Source organism: Citrobacter sp. RHB35-C21 (assembly GCF_013816515.1).
GTDB lineage: Bacteria > Pseudomonadota > Gammaproteobacteria > Enterobacterales > Enterobacteriaceae > Citrobacter > Citrobacter braakii.
The window spans coordinates 4124809-4145008 of the sequence record NZ_CP057147.1 but is presented as its reverse complement, the minus strand read 5'-3'; the positions used below and the strand labels follow the sequence as shown (position 1 = coordinate 4145008).

Sequence of the window (20200 nt, the reverse complement as noted above, 5' to 3'; positions counted from 1 at the left end):
ATCGACAGACCCGAGAGGTGTGTTGATAGACAGAATTTGCCTGGCGGCTGTAGCGCGGTGGTCCCACCTGACCCCATGCCGAACTCAGAAGTGAAACGCCGTAGCGCCGATGGTAGTGTGGGGTCTCCCCATGCGAGAGTAGGGAACTGCCAGGCATCAAATTGCAGTAAACCGGGATGAATAATCCGGGTAGTGACAAAGAAATTCGGTGGAGCGGTAGTTCAGTTGGTTAGAATACCTGCCTGTCACGCAGGGGGTCGCGGGTTCGAGTCCCGTCCGTTCCGCCACTTATTAAGAGCCCTGAGCTAACGCTCAGGGCTTTTTCTTTTCCAGTGATTTAATTATTGCTGAATCCGCAAAAATCCTCTGCATTTTTCACTCTTTTTCGGCAAAGAACTGATGGTCATAATCCTCTCAGTTAACGAACATAGTGATTAAAAAGAGGAATTCTATGACTATCCCTGCATTCGGTTTAGGTACGTTTCGCCTGAAAGACGACGTGGTTATCGCTTCTGTCAAAACGGCGCTTGAGCTGGGCTACCGTGCTGTCGACACTGCGCAAATCTATGAAAATGAAGCGGCTGTTGGTCAGGCGATTGCCGAAAGTGGCGTACCGCGTAACGAGTTGTACATCACCACCAAGATCTGGATTGAAAATCTCAGCAAAGACAAACTGATCCCAAGTCTGAAAGAAAGTCTGAAGAAACTGCGTACGGATTATGTTGATTTGACGCTGATCCACTGGCCATCTCCGGGCGATGCGGTATCCGTTGAAGAGTTTATGCAGGCGCTGCTTGAAGCGAAAGAGCAGGGGCTGACTCGCGAAATAGGTGTCTCAAACTTCACTATTCCGCTGATGGAAAAAGCCATTGCTACAGTCGGTGCAGACAATATCGCGACCAACCAGATTGAGCTGTCTCCGTATCTGCAGAGTCGTAAGGTGGTTGACTGGGCTAAAGCGCACGGTATCCACATCACCTCTTACATGACGCTGGCTTACGGTAAGGCGCTAAAAGATGAAGTGATTGCACGCATTGCCGCTAAACATAACGCGACTCCGGCGCAGGTTATTCTGGCATGGGCAATGGATGAAGGTTACTCCGTGATCCCTTCATCTACCAAGCGTGAAAACCTGGCAAGCAACCTGCTGGCGCAGGACCTGCATTTGGATACTGAAGATAAAAAAGCGATCGCGGCACTGGACTGCAACGATCGTCTGGTCAGCCCGGAAGGCCTGGCCCCTGATTGGGATTAATTGCCCGACCCTCTGTACCTTTAACCCTCTTTCACAGCTCCTTCGGGAGCTGTTCTTATATATTCACTTAAAAAGTCTATAAATGCCCGAATGCGTGTACTGACCGCACGATCGCTGTAGTAAACGGCGCTGAAAGGCATTTCTACTGGCAGACGTTTATCGGCCAGCAGCTCCACCAGTTCTCCCCGCGCGATCTCTTTATCAATCATATAATCTGAAAGACATGCGATACCATTGCCGCTCAGGCAAAGCTGTTTTAACGTTTCCCCGCTGTTGGAAGAAATCCCACATTCGACTTCATGGAGCTGTCCGTCGCTACGGGCAATCGGCCAGGTATTGAGTGAAACGGGTTCGGAAAACCCCAGACACAGATGCTGCTTTAACTGTTCGACGGTCTCGGGCTTGCCAAAACGGGCAATATAGTCCGGTGAGGCAATAATCTTACGATAGCTGGTAAACAACGGACGCGCACGCAGGCTTGAGTCAGTCAGCGTACCTGCTCGTATCGCGACATCCACTTTTCGTTCAATAAGATTGATGAACGTTTCTGAGGAGACAAGAGACAATGTCATCTCAGGATATCGCTCACGGAACGGTCTGATTAGCGGCATCAGGAAATGCAGCATCACTGGCGTTGCCGCGTCGATACGCAGCAGGCCGCGCGGGGTATTGCGCGACTCCATGATTTCCGTTTCTGCTGCTGCCATCTCTTGCAGTATCTGCTGCACACGCCTGAAGTAGCGTTCTCCTTCTTCAGTCAGGCTTAGCTGTCGGGTAGTTCGATTAAGCAGACTCACACCCAATTTCATCTCCAGCTTTTTTACTGCCCGACTGACTGCGGAATTAGCCTGACCGAGTTGTTCTGCCGCCCGGCTGAAACTGCCGCTTTCCACAACGGCCACAAAAATCGCAAGTTCTTCAGAGGTTGCTTTCATTTTTGCACCTGACGCAAAATTATATTGAGATTTTGAATATTTTTGTTATTAAAACATCCCGGCATACTGCGTGTCATCTGATTACTGATGTTACGGAGTTATTTATGCCTCTCGCATTATTTGCACTAACAATAAGTGCCTTCGCTATTGGCACGACTGAGTTTGTGATTGTTGGCCTGGTGCCGACCATCGCTCAACAACTGGCAATCTCGTTACCTTCAGCCGGGATGCTGGTTTCAATCTATGCGCTGGGTGTGGCGATTGGCGCACCGGTACTGACCGCTCTGACCGGAAGCCTGCCACGTAAAAAGTTGCTTGTCGCGCTGATGGTCCTGTTTACGGCGGGGAATTTACTGGCATGGCAGGCACCCGGGTATATGACACTTATTGTCGCCCGTCTGCTGACGGGGCTGGCTCACGGCGTATTCTTCTCGATTGGTTCCACTATCGCGACAAGTCTGGTACCAAAAGAAAAAGCGGCTTCCGCCATCGCTATTATGTTCGGTGGCTTAACGGTGGCGCTGGTCACGGGCGTGCCGCTGGGTACGTTTATCGGCCAGCACTTTGGCTGGCGTGAGACGTTCCTGGCAGTATCAATGTTAGGCGTGATTGCGCTGATTAGTAGCCAACTGCTGATCCCGGCTAACATTCCTGGTCGAGCGGCCGCCAGTATTCGCGACCAGGTGAAAGTGCTGACTCATCCTCGTCTGTTGCTGATTTACGCCATTACGGCATTGGGCTACGGTGGTGTGTTCACGGCTTTCACCTTCCTGGCACCGATGATGCAGGATCTGGCGGGCTTCTCCCCGGCAGCGGTAAGCTGGATCTTACTGGGGTACGGCGTATCAGTCGCTATCGGCAATATCTGGGGCGGTAAGCTGGCGGATAAGCATGGTGCGGTTCCTGCATTGAAATTCATTTTCGCCGCGCTGTTTGTTCTGCTGATGGTCTTCCAACTGACGGCTTCCACGCAGTACGCCGCGCTGGCTACCATTCTGGTGATGGGGATCTTTGCCTTCGGTAACGTACCAGGGTTGCAGGTCTACGTGGTACAGAAAGCGGAACAATTTACGCCCAATGCTGTTGATGTGGCGTCAGGGCTGAACATTGCAGCGTTTAATATTGGTATTGCACTGGGTTCCGTGATTGGCGGACAAACGGTCGAGCATTATGGGTTGGCGCAGACGCCGTGGATTGGCGCCCTTATTGTCCTAGTGGCTTTCCTGCTGATGGGGCTGAGCGGCCGTCTTGATAAGCCCACGCACGTTGCTCTGGGGTAAATCATTGATGTAAGCGCCAACTTACAAAACAAACTGCAATTGTTCGTTGAAAGTGAGTGCTAAAATCCCTATAACAGAAGAACCAGTCCGGCTGCGGACTGGTTGACGTTACAGAGGTTTGAAAGTCTAAAGTGCGAAAAAACACCTATGCCATGCGTTATGTTGCCGGACAACCCGCCGAGCGGATTTTACCGCCGGGCTCGTTTGCGCATATTGGCCAGGCATTACCCGCAGGCGTACCGTTGAGCAGTGAAGATCGCATTCGCGTGCTGGTATGGAATATTTTTAAACAGCAGCGAGCTGAGTGGCAGTCGGTGCTGAAGAATTTTGGCAAAGACGCGCATCTGGTGTTATTGCAGGAAGCGCAAACCACACCAGAACTGGTGCAGTTTGCGACCACTAACTATCTCGCTGCCGACCAGGTTCCCGCCTTTGTGCTGCCTCAGCACCCCTCTGGCGTTATGACACTCTCCTCCGCCCATCCAGTTTACTGCTGCCCATTGCGCGAGCGTGAGCCTATTTTACGGCTGGCGAAATCGGCGTTGGTGACGGTGTACCCGTTGCCTGACACTCGGTTGTTAATGGTGGTGAATATCCACGCGGTTAACTTTAGCCTTGGCGTTGATGTCTATAGTAAGCAGTTACTTCCCATTGGCGATCAGATTGCTCATCACAGCGGTCCGGTGATTATGGCCGGCGATTTTAATGCCTGGAGCCGTCGACGGATGAATGCGCTGTACCGCTTTGCGCGTGAAATGTCGCTGCGCCAGGTGCGCTTTACCGATGATCAGCGCCGCCGCGCGTTTGGTCGTCCTCTCGATTTTGTGTTCTATCGCGGTCTGAACGTGAGTGAGGCCTCTGTGCTGGTCACCCGCGCCTCCGACCACAACCCGCTACTCGTTGAATTCAGTCCCGGCAAACCTGAACAATAACGGTGTGTCAGGTCTGCCGTAGGGCAGGCCTGTGATGGTTGCCCTTCATATTTCACAACAACCGAAGGACAACACAATGACAACACGCTCTCATCATGACAACGTCGAAAAACAGTTTGGCTCTCAGGCTAATGCCTACTTAACCAGTGCGGTGCACGCCTCTGGTCGTGACTTGCAACGTCTGGGGGAAAGGTTGCTGGCATTTCCGCAGGCCCGCGTGTTGGATATGGGATGCGGAGCGGGGCACGCCAGCTTTGTGGCCGCGCAATACGTAAAGCAGGTAGTGGCATATGATTTATCGTCGCAGATGCTTGACGTGGTCACTGAAGCGGCAAAGGACAGAGGTCTGGAGAATATCGCCACACGGCAGGGTTATGCTGAAAGCCTGCCGTTTGAAGATAACGTATTTGACGTGGTGATTAGCCGCTATTCCGCGCATCACTGGCATGATGTCGGGCGTGCGTTGCGAGAAGTGAACCGCGTTCTGAAGCCCGGCGGCGTGCTGATTGTGATGGATGTGATGTCGCCAGGCCATCCTGTACGTGACATCTGGTTGCAAACTGTGGAGGCGTTACGCGATACCTCGCACGTACGCAACTATTCCAGCGGAGAATGGCTGTCGTTAATCAATGACGCCAATCTGATTGCCGATACCTTGTTAACCGATCGTCTGCCGCTGGAGTTCAGTTCGTGGGTGGCGCGGATGCGCACGCCTGCAGCATTGAGCGACGCGATCCGTGTATACCAACAAAGTGCTTCTGCGGAAGTGAAAGCCTATTTTGCGTTACAGGAAGATGGCTCGTTTACCAGCGACACGATAATGGTTGAAGCACATAAAGCGGGATAAATAAAAAAGGCACTGGGGGGAAACCAGTGCCTTCATTTCTACAATGCTATCAGGAGTCCGGCATACCGCTGTTTTTCACAAACAACGTTAGCTGATCGCCTGGCTGCAGATTGTTCGTATCGCTGTTCCAGCGCATCACATCCTTGATGTTAACCCCGTGGCGTTTGGCAATGCTCGAGAGCGAGTCGCCTTTACGCACACGATAGGTGATGCTATCGCTGTTGTTCGCCAGTCGCTGTGCGCTGGTACCAGCGCCCACCGTCAGATTTTGGCCTACTTTCAGCGATGACCCGCGCAGATTATTCCACTGCTTAAGGTCATTGGTGCTCACGCCAAGACGTGAAGCGACACCAGAAAGCGTATCGCCAGAGCGAACTTTGTAGCTACGGCTGTTCAGCGGCGTGTTATCCGCAACCAACGTTGACTGCACGGCTGCAATTTCGCCTGAGGCCAGAGACTCACGCAGCTTCTCTGCATGCTTCTTTGGCACCATCACATATTGCGGACCGCTGGCACCCAACGTGGAGCCTTTCACGCCTGCATTGAAGGTTTTCAGCTTGCTGACGGAAATACCCGCCATATCGGCAACCTGAGCCATTTCAACCGGGCTACTCAGGCGAACACGTGCCAACGCGCGGCTTTCGTCTGTTGTTGGCAGACGCACGCCATAGCGTTTGCTGTTTTTGAGTATATCGCTCAATGCCAGCATTTTTGGCACATATAGCTTCGTTTCCTGAGGCAATGGCAACGACCAGAAGTCAGTGGGTTTACCACGGGCTTTGTTCGTTTTAATTGCCTTCATGACACGACCTTCACCGCTATTATAAGCAGCAACGGTCAGCAGCCAGTCGCCATCAAACATTTTGTTCAGACGCTGCATCATGTCCAGTGCGGCGGTGGTGGAAGCCACAACGTCGCGACGTGCATCATAATTGCGGGTCTGTTTTAAACCATAATTGCGCCCCGTGCTCGGAATGATCTGCCAAATACCTGCGGCATTGGCGCCAGACGTTGCGTGAGGATCAAAAGCGCTCTCCACTATGGGTAGTAGTACCAGTTCCATTGGCATGTTACGTTTCTTAACCTGCCCGGCTATCCAGTACATATACGGCTCTGCCCGTAAAGTTACATCGTGGAGATAGCTCTTATTGCGTAAATACTTCTGTTTCTGTTCGCGAATCCGGTTGTTTTCCGGAATTCCCATCTTTAGCTCGTCACCAATGAAAGCCCACAAATCTTGATCAGCAGCGATAGATGTTCCGTCGTCCATCCATCGCGCCTGACTTGTAAACTTTCCTGCTTCCCCTTGACCAGCTGCAGAAAGGCTCTGTGCGTGTTGTTGGACGTTACCAGTATTCTGGCACCCAACAAGCAGGACAGAGGCGAGTAATATCGCTTTTGCCTTCATGTGTGTGTCAATAGTTGCTTAAAAGACGACCGATCATAACGGCGAAGTTTTCAAAAGGCAACCCGCAATTGTCAGAACGTATCTTTCTTTGACCTTAACCAGGCAAAACGCTCTTCAGGTTGTTGCAATATTGTTTTTTTATTTATTTCATTAATTAAATCAATATCTTCTGTTCTTAAAAAAAGATTATTTCGTCGCTCATTTTTCAGAATTACGGGCAGTGTCATTTGTTTTTTTACGCGTAACTCATTAACTTTACGATAATATTCATTTATGAACGGATCGTGCGGAAGAATGCTTAAGGCAAACTTCATGTTTGCTAATGTGTACTCATGTGCGCAACAAATCAATGTATCGTCAGGAAGTGCGTTTAGTTTTTTAAGTGATTGATACATTTGAGATGCTGTGCCTTCAAAAAGCCGACCGCAGCCACCGGAGAAGAGCGTGTCGCCGCAAAACAGGTAAGGGTGGCTAAAGTAACAGATATGTCCTAAAGTGTGACCCGGCGTAGCAATTACCGTAAATTCATGCCCAAAAACGAGTGCAATATCGCCATCTTCGACTATATGCGTCGTTCCCTTATCTTGCGTTTCAGCCGGTCCGTATACCGCTATTTGTGGGAAATGTTGCAGAAGTTCTTTCACGCCGCCCACGTGATCCTGATGATGATGTGTCAGCAGAATGGCCTCGGGAACCCAGTTATGTTCTGCAATAGCTTTCAGAACAGGTGCTGCTTCACCCGGGTCCACAATCAGACAATGTTTGTCATTATTCGACAGGACCCAGATGTAATTGTCCTGAAATGCAGGAATACTGTTAAGATTCATAGATTACCTCTCAATGCGTAACGGAAGGTTGTGATGAAACCGGCAAGGATCCCTCAAACTGTCGTAGCGCCCGTTAGTTGGGATGATTTTCCCTGGGGCGAACACTATCGTCAGGCGCTGGAGCATCAGCTTAACCCGTGGTTCGCAAAAATGTACGGATTTCATCTGCTTAAGATTGGTAATTTAAGCGCAGAAATCAATTCTGAAGCGTGCGCGGTTTCTCATCAGGTAAATGTTTCTTTGCAAGGCGCTCCCATGCAGGTGACTGCCGATCCTTTACATCTGCCTTTTGCCGATAAGTCCGTGGATGTTTGTTTGTTGGCTCATACGCTGCCGTGGTGTTCCGATCCACATCGCTTACTGCATGAAGCCGATCGCGTGCTTATTGATGACGGTTGGTTGATTCTGAGCGGCTTTAACCCGGTAAGTCTGATGGGATTGCGTAAACTGGTGCCCGTATTGCGTAAAACATCACCCTACAACAGCCGGATGTTTACCCTCATGCGGCAGTTGGACTGGCTCTCATTGCTGAATTTTGAAGTACTGCACTATAGCCGTTTTCATGTCCTGCCCTGGAACAAGAAGGGCGGGAAAATGTTAAGCGCCCATATCCCTGCGCTGGGCTGTTTGCAACTGGTGGTTGCGCGTAAGCGAACCATTCCGCTTACGCTCAACCCGATGAAACAAAATAAAAGCAAAACGCCTATCCGCCAGGCCGTTGGCGCAACCCGGCAATACCGTAAACCAGACGTTTAAGCCTCAGCCTTATACCCAATATCATCCTGAGTGGGACGCATTGCTGCGGCGCGCGCAAGCTCATCACAGCGTTCGTTTTCCGGATGGCCCGCATGGCCTTTAACCCATTCCCATTTGATTTGATGCGGCCCCAGCGCGGTATCCAGACGTTTCCACAGATCGACGTTCTTCACTGGTTTTTTATCTGCTGTTTTCCAGCCGCGCTTCTTCCAGTTGTGGATCCACTGCGTAATGCCCTGGCGCACATACTGGCTGTCCGTGCTGAGTATCACTTCACACTGTTCTTTCAGGGCTTCCAGCGCAACGATTGCCGCCATCAGCTCCATGCGATTATTGGTGGTGAGGTTGTAGCCTTCGCTAAAGGTTTTTTCGCGCCCGCGATAGCGTAAAATCGCCCCATAACCACCTGGCCCTGGATTTCCCAGGCAAGAACCATCGGTGAAAATCTCTACCTGTTTAAGCATCTCTGGTAGACTTCCTGTTTTAGCAAATCGAAATCAAACGATAAGTCTGACATAAATGACCGTTATGAGCACTGGAATTACACGACAGATCGTCCTCGATACCGAAACCACCGGTATGAACCAGATTGGCGCCCACTACGAAGGCCACAAGATCATTGAGATCGGTGCGGTTGAAGTGGTGAACCGCCGCCTGACCGGGAATAACTTCCACGTTTACCTGAAACCGGATCGGCTGGTGGACCCGGAAGCGTTTGGTGTACACGGAATCGCAGACGAATTCCTGCTTGATAAACCTACGTTTGCCGATGTGGCCGATGAGTTTCTCGACTACATCCGCGGTGCGGAGCTAGTCATCCATAACGCATCGTTTGATATCGGGTTTATGGATTACGAATTCGCTAAGCTCAGGCGGGATATTCCGAAGACAAACGAATTCTGCAAAATTACCGATAGCCTGGCGCTGGCGAGGAAAATGTTTCCTGGCAAGCGCAACAGCCTTGATGCGTTATGCTCACGCTATGAAATAGACAACAGTAAGCGAACCCTGCACGGCGCATTGCTCGATGCCCAGATTCTGGCCGACGTTTATCTGATGATGACCGGTGGGCAGACCACGATGGCGTTCTCAATGGAAGGTGACAGCCAGCAGCAGAATGACACGGGGATCCAGCGTATTGTGCGACAGTCCAGCAAACTACGCGTTGTTTTCGCCACTGATGAAGAGTTAGCGGCCCATGAGTCGCGCCTTGACCTGGTGCAGAAGAAAGGCGGAAGTTGCCTCTGGCGGGCATAGTTTGTACGTTTTCCGTATGGAAATGACCATTCGGGTGATTTTTGCAGCAAACGATTAAAAAACGTGAGAAAAAGCGTTGACGAGGCGTGAGGCAATCCGTAATATTCGCTTCGTTCCCAAGCGGAACACAACGCGGAGTGGTAGTTCAGTTGGTTAGAATACCTGCCTGTCACGCAGGGGGTCGCGGGTTCGAGTCCCGTCCATTCCGCCACTATTCAGAAAGCCTGAATCAGAAATGATTCAGGCTTTCGTCGTTTTAGCCCGCCACAATAATAATCTCATCATCACACTTTATCGACCACGTCCGTGCTATCGGGCAGGCAACACATCAGGTCATCCTTAACCCGACGCATATCCAGGGGCAGATCAACCTGCGAAGTGATTCATCACGCAGGCGAAGCGGGGGGAAAAGTTATCGCCGATAAGCACCGTTTCTTCATTCAAGTGCTTTAGCATATACAGCTTGTCGGCACGTTCGTAAGCGTCGAAGAAGAGATAATCGACAGCATCCGTTGCTTCATCATCGGGAGATTTTTCACGTCCGTTGGGAGTGAGCATGAAAACACCGGCGGTATGGCCGAGTGGTCGGGCATAGCGAAAGAACAGTTTTCGGTTCACAGCAAACTCGCCATCATCACTTTTGAGTTTCCCTTGTACTGACAATGAAAGGTGTCCGGAGTTGTAGCTGGTAATCAGCATTATTCCATGGAGTACCTTTTTTGTATCCTGGATGTCGAGTATCGACGTGAATTCCGAGGAGCAGGAAAAACTGATTTCTTGTTTTTTCGCATTCCCGGCGATAATAAAAAAAGCGATAGCCGCCAGCCCAAAAATGGCAATCACGACTGACCATAGTAAAGGAGAGTGATCGCTTTCTTGCTTCATATCATTCCTCATGATGGCGATACTGGCTGATGCAATGGTAATAGCCGAGGTTCAGCCCGCATTCAGCGGCAAACGACCACTCAACCAGATTATGGTTGCTCGCCCAGGTATTGAGATACAGATCTTTTGGGTACGAACAGTCGGGGTTAATGCCCACGGACTTGAAAATATCCAGCGCTTTCTTTTCGGTTATGGTGTCGGTGAGGGCGTTTCCTAATATATGTACACGGCATTGTTCATAGTCGATAGTCCGCAGGATAGTCGCGTCCGTCATGGCGATTTCATTGGGTATCCATGTTAACCACGCTGTCGCCAGCACGGCGATTCCGGTAATTAACGCGGTTATCGCCACAGGCCAACGGCTTTGTTTCTTTTTGTTGAGCGTCGATGCAACATTGGCAATTCTGGCGGGAGCTTGCGCTTCTTCCAGTTGCTGAATATTGATATTAGCGTCGCCCATCCGAAATCCCATCCGCGGAATTGTGACGATGAGTTCTGCAGGATGACCCGTAGACGTTATTGCTTTGCGCAGAAATGAAATGTGCTGATTGAGATTCGCATCCGTCGCTCTGGCGCCATTATGCTGAAAAACATTCAGCAGAATTTCATCACGCGAGGATATCTCTTTACCATTTTGCAACAAATAGAGCAGTAATTGTGTTGCCACATTATTCAATGTGGCCATTTCACCAGATGCCAGGTCTTTTAGGGTATTTTTATGTGGTCTGAAAACTAAGCCATCACCAATAATTACGGATTTAATTTTGTTTATTGGTATATGAGAAATCACTGATGTCTCCTTTAAAGCAGGATATCTCGCATTCGAGTGGGTGAAGCAATAGCATAACATAATTCATTTATAAAAAATGGTTGTACCATAGATCGCTTTATTAATATTTATATAACAATATTTTAATATCTCTTATAGAATCCTCTTTTCTCCTTCCTCTCTTTCACTATCTTATTGTCATTACTCGCTTTTGATATCCAATTTCATTTTTACAAAAATTTCATAAATACATTTTGCCTGTTGTTCTGGCTAAATAAAAAAATAGTTGATAGATAAAAACTCTATAAAAATGCTAAATGATAGATACTAACACTGGCTAAGTCGTGATTTTTGGCGGTTTTTTAGGTAAACGATCGCTGTGCAGACAGTGTTACAACATGATTCCCTGAGTTTGATTAATACCGGATTTTTGCATTGTGTCATTTTCCCGTCGACTTAATATAAGCCCCGAAACAGCGTAAACAACTGTGGACGGTATTTCGGATGGAATACCAATGAAGTTCAAAATACGGGGCGGCTTGAGATGGATTGTTTGCAAGGATATGCGCTACCGCCACCTGCAGATCAGGATTTTCCGGACATAAATTATCTGCGGAAATAGATCTTCGGAATAACTAAAAAACAGATATAAGGTTAAGTAGTAATATGAAAATGAAAAACGTGGCTGTGGCCTGTGCGCTGATGGCGGGAATGACTTTTACTGCCTCTTCTGCTTTTGCTGCAAAAAATGTCGAACCGACTAACGGTAAAATTCACTTCACCGGTTCTCTGGTTAATTCCGCATGCGGTCTGGCGCCAGAATCCAGCCCGGTACAGGTTAATTTTGGTGAGATCCCAACTTCTCAGTTAAAAGACAACCAACGTGCTGGCGTTAAGCATGCCAAAATCGTTCTGCAGGGCTGTGATACGACCGTCGCGAAAACGGCCACTGTGACCTATACCCCGGCAACGATTGATACAGAGAACAACGCGCTGGCTGCATTCACCTCTGGTACTGCAAAGGGTGCGGGCATCGGTATGATTGACAGTGGCAACCAGGACGTGGAATGGGGTCAAGCCGCCTCTCAGGTCAACATTACCGATGGTGAAACCGACATTGATTTCGTCGCTTACCTGCAGGCAAACAACGCATCTGCCGCGGTAACTCCAGGTGATTTCGAATCTACCGTTAATTTCCAGATCGACTACCAGTAACGATCTGCAGCAGGCGCATTAACGCGCCTGCTTAACCCTTCCTGCGAATAACTGAAAGGAAATGCGGTGATGCCTGGATGGCGAATTTTACTGCTTTTTATCTTCATATCGCCTGCATGGGTTTTGGCTGACACCAATCGTCTTGTCAGTACGCCCGGCAAAATGCGCATGCGCGGAAATATTATTGAGGCTGCCTGTTATGTCGATCCACGCGACCGGTCGCTACTGGTTGAATTTGATGATCTCTCAGCGAGAGATATTTCCGGAAAACCAGAGAAAGTATCAGCGCATGATTTCAGCATTCATTTGTTGGGATGTTCATTAGGGGATTCTCAACACCCCGGGAATCTGTTTCAACGCGCCAATATTACCTTTTCTGGCGCACCGGATAGTGACAATCCTGATTATCTAAGCGTGCAATCGGAAACTGAAAATTTAGCGATAGAAATATATGACAGCAACGGACAGCAAATTCATCTGGGTGAGCCATCACCGGACTATGTGCTTAATCCAGGGAAAAATACGCTCAATTTTACGGCTTATTTGATCTCCCGCGACGGAAGAATGACATCTGGCGAATTTACTGCGGTCACGCATTTTGTTGTGAATTATCTCTGAGCTGCACTGCAATTCGGGTATCTGAAGGTATGCGAACGAAAATGATCACGCTGAAAACAGATAAAAAACGTCTGGCGCTTTTTATTGCTCTGGTCTGTGCCTCTTCATGGGCTGAAGCGGATGAGGCCATTGAATTTAATACCGACGTACTGGATGCCAGCGACAGGCACAATGTCGATTTGCAGCGTTTTTCCGAAGGCAACTTTGTGACTCCCGGAGAATATCTGCTGGATGTTCGTATCAACAGCCAGGAGATTCCACAGCAGTCGATCCGTTATATCGTCGATCCTGCCAACCCGCATAAATCCATGGCATGTCTGACCCCGCAACAACTCGAATTACTGGCGCTCAAAGAAGAAGCGCTGGCCTATATTCATCCGATTAGCGCGACCTGCTATGACATTTCCCGCCTGCCGGGTGTGGCGTTGAATAATAGCGCAGGCGTACTGGACATTATCGTGCCTCAGGCGTGGATGAAATATACCGATCCAGACTGGACGCCACCGGAACGCTGGGATAACGGCGTCGCAGGGCTGATTTTTGACTACAGCGTCTCGGGCCAGGCCACACATTATGAACAGGGCGGCGATCGTTATCGCTCTCTGTCTGGCTATGGGCAGACAGGTTTTAACCTCGGCGCGTGGCGATTTCGTGGCCAGTATCAGGCCAATTACGCTTCGGATGATAATCGCGGCCGTATCGACTGGGATCAGATCTATGCCTATCGACCGTTGCCGATGCAGGCTGCAAAACTGACGGTCGGCGAAATCTACCTGAATTCTCAGGTTTTTGATTCGGTACGTTTCACCGGGGCTAACCTCGCCAGCGACGAGCGTATGTTGCCACCGAATTTGCAGGGCTACGCGCCTGAAGTGCACGGCATCGCCCGCAGCAATGCGAAGGTTACCGTCAGTCAGCAGGGCCGTGTTATCTATCAAACTACCGTTCCCGCAGGGCCATTTAATATTCAGGATCTGCACGGTTCGGTACGCGGCACGCTGGATGTTCGCGTCGAGGAGCAGGATGGCAGCGTACACACTTTTCAGGTCAATACGGCCGATATTCCTTATCTGACGCGCCCAGGCTATGTGCGCTACAACGCCGCGGTCGGGAAGCCATCGCGTTATAACCACGACGTTCAGGGGCCTGCGTTTTATAGCGGTGATTTTTCATGGGGGGTCAGCAATGCCTGGTCGCTGTACGGCGGCGCGCTGCTGACTGGCGATCGCTATAACGCCTGGTCGATGGGGATTGGGCGGGACTTGAGCTGGCTGGGGGCGCTGTCGGCTGATGCGACGCAATCCGTGAGTCGGGTAAAGCATCAGGCTGAACAAAAAGGCATGTCTTTTAAGCTCAGCTACGCCAAAACTTTTGATGAGTACAACAGCGCCATCACCTTTGCCGGTTACCGCTTCTCACAGCGTAACTTCCGCACTTTCTCGCAGTTTCTCGACGAGCAGTATGAAAATAACAACAGTGCCGGCAACGAAAAAGAGATGTACACCATCACCGGCAACAAAACCTTCTTTGCTGACGACCCACTATTAGCGACCACGCTGTACCTGACCTATACCCACCAGAACTATTGGGATCGCGGTTCCCAGGATCGTTACGGATTATCGATGGGGCACAGCTTTTCATTTGCTGGCATCCAGGGGATCAGCGCCAACGTTGCGGCTTACCGCTCTGAGTATCAGGGCAAACGAGACGACAGTCTTTCGCTTTCAATCTCGGTGCCATGGAGCGATGGCCGCTCTATGGATTACGAATTGCAGAACAGCGGCAACCAGACCAGCCAGATGGTTTCGTATTCCGATAACCGCGACCGTAACAATCCGTGGCGTTTGCGCACAGGGGTTTCCGGTGAAGGGCGTACGGCGTTTGATGGCTATTACAAGCACCGCAGCATGATGGCGGAACTGGAATCTAACGTCAGCTGGCAGCAATCACGTTATTTCTCCGTTGGCGGCACGATGCGCGGCGGCTTTACCGCGACGCGTCACGGTGCGGCGCTGCACAACAGCCAGGCGTCGATGAATACCGCCAGAGTGATGGTTGATACCGACGGGGTGGCGAACGTGCCGCTGAACGGCGAACAGGCGCACTCAAACCGCTTCGGTATTGCCGTCGTACCGGACGTCGTTAGCTATCACAGCTTTGATACCCGTATCGATGTGGACGCAATGGACGAGGACATTTCCGCGACTAAAGCCATCGTGACCAACACTCTGACGGAAGGTGCGATTGGCTACCAGCATTTTGCCGTGGCACAGGGGCAAAAAATGATGGCGCTGCTGCGCCTGAAGGATGGTTCGGTACCGCCGTTTGGCGCCGAAGTGTTTAACGCTAACGGCGTTAGCGTCGCCATGGTAATGGAAAACGGTATGGCCTGGATTGCGGGTGTGAATCCGGCTGAGCGTCTTTCCGTTGCCTGGGCTGGCCGTGCGCAGTGCCACTTACAGGTGCCACAACAAATCAACCCGGAAGGTAACGTGCTGTTGCCTTGTGAATAATTTCAATAACCTGAATGAATTTTGTCATGAATAATCAAGCTTTTTACTCCGTGCAGCGTTGGCTTAAACCCGTGGCCTGTGGCCTGCTTTTGATTGCAGAGATCAACACCTCATGGGCAGGTATTGCGCTCGACCGTACCCGCATGATCATCACTGGTGATGCGCGCTCAGTCAGTGCGAACTTAACCAATACCAGCCCGAGCATTCCGTTTCTGGCTCAGTCGTGGGTGGAAGATGCCAACGGAACAAAAATTACCTCGCCGCTGATGGTCTTACCGCCGCTGCAACGAATTAATGGCGGGCAAAAGGGAATTGCCCGCGTGACGAAAACCAGCGGGATCAACGCCCTGCCGCAGGATCGCGAGAGCTTGTTCTACCTGAACGTACGTGAAATTCCACCTAAACCGGATAAGCCGAACGTGCTGCAACTGGCGATGCAGTCGCGCATCAAATTGTTCTACCGTCCGGCCGCCATTGTGCCGGAAACGCCGGGCGCCGTGTGGCAAAACCAACTGGTCTTTCACAAGCAGGGCCAGCGCTGGAGTGTGGATAACCCAACGCCTTACTTCGTCACCTTAATCGGCTTAAGCCGCAAGCCAGAAGCGCAGGGAGGCGGCAGATTGACCGACTTCCCCGGCGTTATGGTCTCACCAAAATCCTCTCTCGATTTCAGCGTCACGGACGGCAGCGTCAGCCAGTTCAGCATGATGTACGTGAACGATTTTGGCGGTCATCCCGAACTGAAATTCAGCTGCACAGGCAATGTATGTAAAGCATTGCCGATGGAGCAACAGCCCCGGTAACAGGAATCGTAAATGAAAAAGATGCTTTGCGCCCTGCTGATGGCGGGCATGGCCTGGCAGGTTCAGGCCACCAGCGGCCGCCAGGATATGAGCAACGTGTCCGGTGAGTATGGCAACGTCCGCTTTCACGGCCGGGTCTACGTGTCGCCGTGCGTGCTGGATATGGCCTCACGCGATCAGACCATCAATCTTGGTGATATTTCCGCCAGTCGGTTTCGCCAGGGCGGCGATCGCAGCGAACCGGTGTTGGTCACGCTGTACCTGAACGGCTGCTTAAAGGGCTCTGGTCATACCCTGAGGGATTTCCCCGGGCAGACCAGCGAAATGCCTGAGCTGGCGCACAGCACGGTGGAACGTGGCGTTTCGATGACGCTGATGGCCGAAGGCGCGCCGGAAAACAGTGACCTGGGGCGTATTCGTGGTGATGTGCGCGGCGCGGGCATTCGGCTACTGACCGAGCGTAATCAGCTGATCCATCTGAACCAACCGCAACGTATGTGGATCCTCAAACCAGGCGATAACGCCATTCACTTTCTGGCCACGCTGGAATCTTTTGGGCCAGAGGTGACTGCCGGAGAATTTAACGGCCTGGTGAGACTTAAGCTGGAGTATCTATGAGCGTATTACGCAAAGCGCTGTTGTGGGTTGCCCTGGCTGGCTGTCCACTGGCCGGGCAGGCATTTACACAGGGGGAAGGTGAGCCGGAGGGCGGGTCGCCGCATCAGTACGATATCGAATTGAGCTCGCTGGATGTCAGTAAAAACCACGTGGGTGGCAGAACGGATCCGTTTACCTGGAATCTGGGCAGTTGGTATGTGGTGAATTTCTATTGCGAGCAGGCTGACATCTCCCGGTCGCCGATTTACTACACCACCACGACTACGATGCCGCCTTCAAATCAGGGGGCGAACCGTTTTCGGCTAAATGAGTATCTGGATGTGGAAGTGCAGGTGTGGGTTGCCGGGGGCTATAAACAGTATGTTCAGGCGCCTTTTACCAACGTTTCAAACCGCAACAGCAATAACACTTGCAAAAAGCGCAAGGGCTACACGCGCGCCACTAACGTTGAAAGTGGTTCAAAAGGGAAAGTGACGTTTATTGTCACTAAACCCATTATCAACGGCATCAATATCACTTCCCAATCGCTGGTGGAGGTTGCCGGGCGCATGGGGAGCGCGGGACCTACGCCCACTACGGCGATTTCCCGTGTGGTGATTAAATCCGGGCTGATTACCGTACCGGACAAATGCACCTTCAACCGGGGAGACAAAATCAGTATTGAGTTTGGCGATCTGCCAGGATCCGCTGCCCGGCTCAATGGCACTAACTACAGCAAGTCGATCCCCATTCATGTTGTTTGTGAAGGCGGCAGCTTCGATCAGGGCGCGCTGAACATTAATCTTGGCGTACAAACTACCACGGCGTCAGGCACGGCGGGGTTCAACGATCATCTCCTCGGCACGCTGAGCGGCGGACAAAAGCGCGACGATCTCGGCATTATGCTTAAAGACGAGAGCGGTGGCACCGTCGTGCCCAATCAATTCTATAACGTGAAAGGTTTTTACCAGAATCAGGGCGACTGGAATCTCACCGCTGCACCGGTGGCAAAGCCGGGCGTGGGAAGCGTTAAGGAAGGTGAGTTTGAAGCCTCTGCCACCGTTGTTGCGCAGTTTCAGTAGGGGGATGCCATGAGATGTTCGGCGTTATTCGCGATCGGCGTGTTACTGCTTGGCGGCATGGCGCAGGCCGACACCAAACTGGTCGGCGGTGATATGTATTTTCACGGCACTATCAGAGCGCTGGCCTGCAGCCTGGCACCAGGAGGCGACAAAATCGAGGTCGATTTCGGGCAAATCGCAACGCAGGATCTCTATCTTTCGGGGCGCAGTAAGCCGGAAAAATTCAGCATTCAGCTACGCGACTGCAACCCCGAGGTTTTTCGCGGGATCTCGGTCACTTTCAGTGGTAGTGAGGATGCTGAACTGGACGATCATCTGGCGCTGGATAGCACTGAACAGGGCGGCGCGACAGGGATCGGTATTGGGATGAGCGAAGAGGACGGCACGGCAATCCGCCTTGATGAGAGCACGTCAGTCAAAGAGATAACTGCAGGCTCGATGACGCTAAATTTTTGGGCGTGGGTCGCAGCAGAGCCGTCGGCGATAAAAAATCAGTCTCTCGAATACGGTCCGTTCAGCGCCAGCGGAACCTGGACACTGAACTACCAGTAGCATGATGAACGCACTGAATCGTATTGCCCCGCTGCCTGCGCAGAAATTATTGCTCGTTATTAGTCTGTTTTTCTGGTGTGGGGTAATGCATCTCTACTGGCCGAATAACGGCGGCAGCGGTCTGTCGTTGCCGCTTAATATTACGAGCTGGATTTATGCCGTTGTGCTGGCTGCAAGCGCATCAGTGCTGGTGCCTCGTCAACGCTGGCGTATCACTGTCCCCGCCACGGTTTTTTCGATGGGGGCGCTCATCCTGACGCTGCTTTGTCTGCTGACGCCTGGCGTCTGGCAGTTCGAGGCGCAGCTGGTCGCAGGGGCGCTGCTGGGAGGCGTGCTCGTCTATCTGGTGACATTGCAGATTCCGCTTGCGGCAAACACCCTGACGGTACTGCTGACCCTGCTATGGGGCGCGAGCGTCATCGAATGTCTGGCGTTTTTGTATCAGTACTGGCATTTGCCGGGTGTTGATTACTGGGAGTTTGCCTGGCGACGCGGTACGCGGCCCTACGGTATTTTTCAGCAGGTCAATCTGATGGCCAGCTTCACTGCATCTGGTGTGCTGCTGTCAGCTCTGCTCTTTTTACGGCTACGCGACAGATATCGAATTGTCATCGGGGTTGCTCTGGTGATGATGGGCTTTGTGCTGCATGAATCCCAGTCGCAAACCGGCTATGTGTCTGTGGTGGTAGGTGAAGTCTTGCTGCTGGTGGTTTTCCCGGCGCAACGCCGTATGTTGTTGCTACTTCTGCTACCGCTGGCGTTAGGCATGGTGGCGGGCACGCTCGCTCGCCATTTTTTGTCCGTTGCTACAGTCGATCACCTGACCACTTCCCAGGTGCGCTGGACGGTGCTTAAAACGTCACTAGCATTATTTGCCGAACGCCCGTGGACGGGGTGGGGCGTGGGCAGTTTTGCCGCCGTGTTTCTCGAACGCGCGGGGCCGTTGGGGCTGAGCAGCATCTCGCATCCGCACAATGAGCTGGTGCTGTGGCTGGTGGAGGGCGGCCTGGTTGGACTGGCGGGGGCGCTGTGCTTTATTACGGGGGGCTTCTGGCTGTGGATGCACGGAAATCGCTGGCGTCGCGCCTGTCTGGTGGCGGCGCTGCCGGTGGTTATTCATATGTTGACGGAATACCCCGTCAGGCAGTCAACACCACACTGGTTACTGCTGATCCTGCTGCTTCGTTGTGCAGATAGCCCGCTAAAAGGGGCTCGCCTGACGCTTACGTCGACGTCGCTGATTCGTGCGCTGGCATTGATCTCGTTTTTAACCTTCACGCCATTGTTGCTTCTCTCACTGCACACGCAACAGCAGTTGACGCTGGCGGAGCGACAGTCAGCGCAGTGGCGTCTGGCCGAGTCGCTCCCGGTAGGAGGCTGGCTCCTTGCCCCTCGCTACCGGTTTGATGTTCAGATGGGGTATCTGCAACGGTATCAGCGTACCCGGGACGCTCGCTGGCTGGAAGCGGTTCGCCGCTGGGCGCCTGACTATGTGCGTGTTCACCCAGACCCAAATGTCTCCTTCACGCAAATCTTGCTGGCGTTACAGCAGCGCGACCTACCTGAGGCGCATCGTCTGGCGACGCGCTTTTACCTGACATACCCGAACGATCGTCGTATCCCGTGGCTGCAGGATGCACGACGTCCTTTCAATCAAAAAATGGAATGA

19 protein-coding genes, 2 tRNA genes, 1 rRNA gene and 1 pseudogene are annotated in these 20200 nt (G+C 51.7%); 17 read left to right on the top strand and 6 right to left on the bottom strand.

Annotation, left to right across the window (positions count from 1 at the left end):
* The first annotated feature begins 39 nt into the window (after window positions 1-39).
* From rrf to dkgB, 3 genes are all read left to right on the top strand, one after another.
* Window positions 40-155: ribosomal RNA gene (rrf, locus tag HVZ39_RS20210) — 5S ribosomal RNA — on the top strand.
* A 55-nt stretch (window positions 156-210) separates the two neighbouring features.
* Window positions 211-287 (top strand) — tRNA-Asp (locus tag HVZ39_RS20205).
* Between the two features lie 164 nt (window positions 288-451).
* On the top strand, window positions 452-1255 hold the full coding sequence (gene dkgB, locus HVZ39_RS20200) for a 2,5-didehydrogluconate reductase DkgB (RefSeq protein ID WP_181632896.1): 804 nt from the start codon (window positions 452-454) through the stop codon (window positions 1253-1255).
* Window positions 1256-1275: 20 nt separating this feature from the next.
* Here the strand turns inward: dkgB and yafC are convergent, their stop codons facing one another.
* Window positions 1276-2190 carry a DNA-binding transcriptional regulator YafC gene (gene yafC / locus HVZ39_RS20195; RefSeq protein WP_047357608.1) on the bottom strand — a complete coding sequence of 305 codons (915 nt, stop codon included), beginning with the start codon at window positions 2188-2190 and terminating at the stop codon, window positions 1276-1278.
* Window positions 2191-2294: 104 nt separating this feature from the next.
* Here yafC and HVZ39_RS20190 point away from each other — a divergent pair, with 104 nt between their 5' ends.
* The 3 genes from HVZ39_RS20190 to HVZ39_RS20180 all read left to right on the top strand — a co-directional run bounded on the left by HVZ39_RS20190 (window position 2295) and on the right by HVZ39_RS20180 (window position 5249).
* A complete protein-coding gene (locus tag HVZ39_RS20190) occupies window positions 2295-3470 on the top strand; it encodes an MFS transporter (RefSeq protein WP_029139414.1) in 1176 nt (391 codons plus the stop codon).
* 131 nt (window positions 3471-3601) lie between these two features.
* The gene (locus HVZ39_RS20185) at window positions 3602-4402 is read left to right on the top strand and encodes an endonuclease/exonuclease/phosphatase family protein (RefSeq protein ID WP_029139415.1); all 801 of its coding nucleotides are present in this window, start codon (window positions 3602-3604) and stop codon (window positions 4400-4402) included.
* A gap of 76 nt (window positions 4403-4478) precedes the next feature.
* The gene (locus HVZ39_RS20180) at window positions 4479-5249 is read left to right on the top strand and encodes a class I SAM-dependent methyltransferase (RefSeq protein WP_049271174.1); all 771 of its coding nucleotides are present in this window, start codon (window positions 4479-4481) and stop codon (window positions 5247-5249) included.
* A 49-nt stretch (window positions 5250-5298) separates the two neighbouring features.
* Here HVZ39_RS20180 and mltD read toward each other — a convergent pair whose 3' ends face one another.
* Entirely contained in the window at window positions 5299-6657 is a 1359-nt protein-coding gene (gene mltD, locus HVZ39_RS20175; RefSeq protein ID WP_029139416.1) for a murein transglycosylase D, read from the bottom strand.
* Window positions 6658-6728: 71 nt separating this feature from the next.
* Entirely contained in the window at window positions 6729-7484 is a 756-nt protein-coding gene (gene gloB / locus HVZ39_RS20170; RefSeq protein ID WP_181632895.1) for a hydroxyacylglutathione hydrolase, read from the bottom strand.
* A 33-nt stretch (window positions 7485-7517) separates the two neighbouring features.
* On the opposite strand from gloB, the gene HVZ39_RS20165 reads away from it, so the two are divergent.
* Entirely contained in the window at window positions 7518-8240 is a 723-nt protein-coding gene (locus HVZ39_RS20165) for a class I SAM-dependent methyltransferase (RefSeq protein WP_016155745.1), read from the top strand.
* Here the strand turns inward: HVZ39_RS20165 and rnhA are convergent.
* Window positions 8237-8815: pseudogene (gene rnhA / locus HVZ39_RS20160) on the bottom strand (ribonuclease HI). The gene HVZ39_RS20165 and the pseudogene rnhA sit on opposite strands and share 4 nt — an antisense overlap.
* On the opposite strand from rnhA, the gene dnaQ reads away from it, so the two are divergent.
* Both dnaQ and HVZ39_RS20150 read left to right on the top strand, forming a co-directional pair.
* Complete coding sequence (gene dnaQ, locus HVZ39_RS20155) at window positions 8769-9497, top strand: DNA polymerase III subunit epsilon (RefSeq protein WP_029139417.1); 729 nt, start codon at window positions 8769-8771, stop codon at window positions 9495-9497. The pseudogene rnhA and the gene dnaQ overlap by 47 nt on opposite strands.
* 134 nt (window positions 9498-9631) lie before the next feature.
* Window positions 9632-9708: transfer RNA gene (locus tag HVZ39_RS20150), tRNA-Asp, on the top strand.
* A 155-nt stretch (window positions 9709-9863) separates the two neighbouring features.
* On the opposite strand, the gene HVZ39_RS20145 is transcribed toward HVZ39_RS20150, so the two are convergent.
* Window positions 9864-10382: a hypothetical protein gene (locus HVZ39_RS20145; protein WP_016155747.1), complete on the bottom strand. Its 519-nt coding sequence runs from the start codon at window positions 10380-10382 to the stop codon at window positions 9864-9866.
* 1 nt (window position 10383) lies between these two features.
* Window positions 10384-11067, bottom strand: a complete 684-nt coding sequence (locus HVZ39_RS20140) for a winged helix-turn-helix domain-containing protein (RefSeq protein ID WP_223307926.1) — start codon at window positions 11065-11067, stop codon at window positions 10384-10386.
* 750 nt (window positions 11068-11817) lie between these two features.
* Here HVZ39_RS20140 and HVZ39_RS20135 point away from each other — a divergent pair.
* The 8 genes from HVZ39_RS20135 to HVZ39_RS20100 all read left to right on the top strand — a co-directional run bounded on the left by HVZ39_RS20135 (window position 11818) and on the right by HVZ39_RS20100 (window position 20200).
* Window positions 11818-12366 carry a fimbrial protein gene (locus tag HVZ39_RS20135; RefSeq protein ID WP_181632893.1) on the top strand — a complete coding sequence of 183 codons (549 nt, stop codon included), beginning with the start codon at window positions 11818-11820 and terminating at the stop codon, window positions 12364-12366.
* Between the two features lie 69 nt (window positions 12367-12435).
* Window positions 12436-12984, top strand: coding sequence for a fimbrial protein (locus HVZ39_RS20130; RefSeq protein ID WP_019076063.1), 549 nt, complete (start codon window positions 12436-12438; stop codon window positions 12982-12984).
* Between the two features lie 41 nt (window positions 12985-13025).
* Window positions 13026-15497 carry a fimbria/pilus outer membrane usher protein gene (locus HVZ39_RS20125; protein WP_016155751.1) on the top strand — a complete coding sequence of 824 codons (2472 nt, stop codon included), beginning with the start codon at window positions 13026-13028 and terminating at the stop codon, window positions 15495-15497.
* Between the two features lie 26 nt (window positions 15498-15523).
* Window positions 15524-16300, top strand: coding sequence for a fimbria/pilus periplasmic chaperone (locus tag HVZ39_RS20120; RefSeq protein WP_046275745.1), 777 nt, complete (start codon window positions 15524-15526; stop codon window positions 16298-16300).
* A 12-nt stretch (window positions 16301-16312) separates the two neighbouring features.
* Window positions 16313-16918: a fimbrial protein gene (locus HVZ39_RS20115; protein ID WP_019076065.1), complete on the top strand. Its 606-nt coding sequence runs from the start codon at window positions 16313-16315 to the stop codon at window positions 16916-16918.
* On the top strand, window positions 16915-17979 hold the full coding sequence (locus tag HVZ39_RS20110; protein ID WP_016155754.1) for a fimbrial protein: 1065 nt from the start codon (window positions 16915-16917) through the stop codon (window positions 17977-17979). The genes HVZ39_RS20115 and HVZ39_RS20110 overlap by 4 nt, the downstream gene beginning before the upstream one ends.
* A gap of 9 nt (window positions 17980-17988) precedes the next feature.
* Complete coding sequence (locus HVZ39_RS20105; RefSeq protein WP_181632892.1) at window positions 17989-18531, top strand: fimbrial protein; 543 nt, start codon at window positions 17989-17991, stop codon at window positions 18529-18531.
* Window position 18532: 1 nt separating this feature from the next.
* Window positions 18533-20200 (top strand): O-antigen ligase family protein, encoded by a 1668-nt coding sequence (locus HVZ39_RS20100; RefSeq protein ID WP_181632891.1) that lies wholly within the window; start codon window positions 18533-18535, stop codon window positions 20198-20200.

Excerpts from the sequence above, each read along its gene's own strand:
- dkgB (WP_181632896.1), top strand. The coding sequence starts at position 452 with ATGACTATCCCTGCATTCGGTTTAGGTACGTTTCGCCTGAAAGACGAC.
- yafC (WP_047357608.1), bottom strand. The coding sequence starts at position 2,190 with ATGAAAGCAACCTCTGAAGAACTTGCGATTTTTGTGGCCGTTGTGGAA.
- HVZ39_RS20190 (WP_029139414.1), top strand. The coding sequence starts at position 2,295 with ATGCCTCTCGCATTATTTGCACTAACAATAAGTGCCTTCGCTATTGGC.
- HVZ39_RS20180 (WP_049271174.1), top strand. The coding sequence starts at position 4,479 with ATGACAACACGCTCTCATCATGACAACGTCGAAAAACAGTTTGGCTCT.
- mltD (WP_029139416.1), bottom strand. The coding sequence starts at position 6,657 with ATGAAGGCAAAAGCGATATTACTCGCCTCTGTCCTGCTTGTTGGGTGC.
- gloB (WP_181632895.1), bottom strand. The coding sequence starts at position 7,484 with ATGAATCTTAACAGTATTCCTGCATTTCAGGACAATTACATCTGGGTC.
- HVZ39_RS20165 (WP_016155745.1), top strand. The coding sequence starts at position 7,518 with ATGAAACCGGCAAGGATCCCTCAAACTGTCGTAGCGCCCGTTAGTTGG.
- dnaQ (WP_029139417.1), top strand. The coding sequence starts at position 8,769 with ATGAGCACTGGAATTACACGACAGATCGTCCTCGATACCGAAACCACC.
- HVZ39_RS20145 (WP_016155747.1), bottom strand. The coding sequence starts at position 10,382 with ATGAAGCAAGAAAGCGATCACTCTCCTTTACTATGGTCAGTCGTGATT.
- HVZ39_RS20140 (WP_223307926.1), bottom strand. The coding sequence starts at position 11,067 with ATGGCCACATTGAATAATGTGGCAACACAATTACTGCTCTATTTGTTG.
- HVZ39_RS20135 (WP_181632893.1), top strand. The coding sequence starts at position 11,818 with ATGAAAATGAAAAACGTGGCTGTGGCCTGTGCGCTGATGGCGGGAATG.
- HVZ39_RS20130 (WP_019076063.1), top strand. The coding sequence starts at position 12,436 with ATGCCTGGATGGCGAATTTTACTGCTTTTTATCTTCATATCGCCTGCA.
- HVZ39_RS20125 (WP_016155751.1), top strand. The coding sequence starts at position 13,026 with ATGATCACGCTGAAAACAGATAAAAAACGTCTGGCGCTTTTTATTGCT.
- HVZ39_RS20120 (WP_046275745.1), top strand. The coding sequence starts at position 15,524 with ATGAATAATCAAGCTTTTTACTCCGTGCAGCGTTGGCTTAAACCCGTG.
- HVZ39_RS20115 (WP_019076065.1), top strand. The coding sequence starts at position 16,313 with ATGAAAAAGATGCTTTGCGCCCTGCTGATGGCGGGCATGGCCTGGCAG.
- HVZ39_RS20110 (WP_016155754.1), top strand. The coding sequence starts at position 16,915 with ATGAGCGTATTACGCAAAGCGCTGTTGTGGGTTGCCCTGGCTGGCTGT.
- HVZ39_RS20105 (WP_181632892.1), top strand. The coding sequence starts at position 17,989 with ATGAGATGTTCGGCGTTATTCGCGATCGGCGTGTTACTGCTTGGCGGC.
- HVZ39_RS20100 (WP_181632891.1), top strand. The coding sequence starts at position 18,533 with ATGATGAACGCACTGAATCGTATTGCCCCGCTGCCTGCGCAGAAATTA.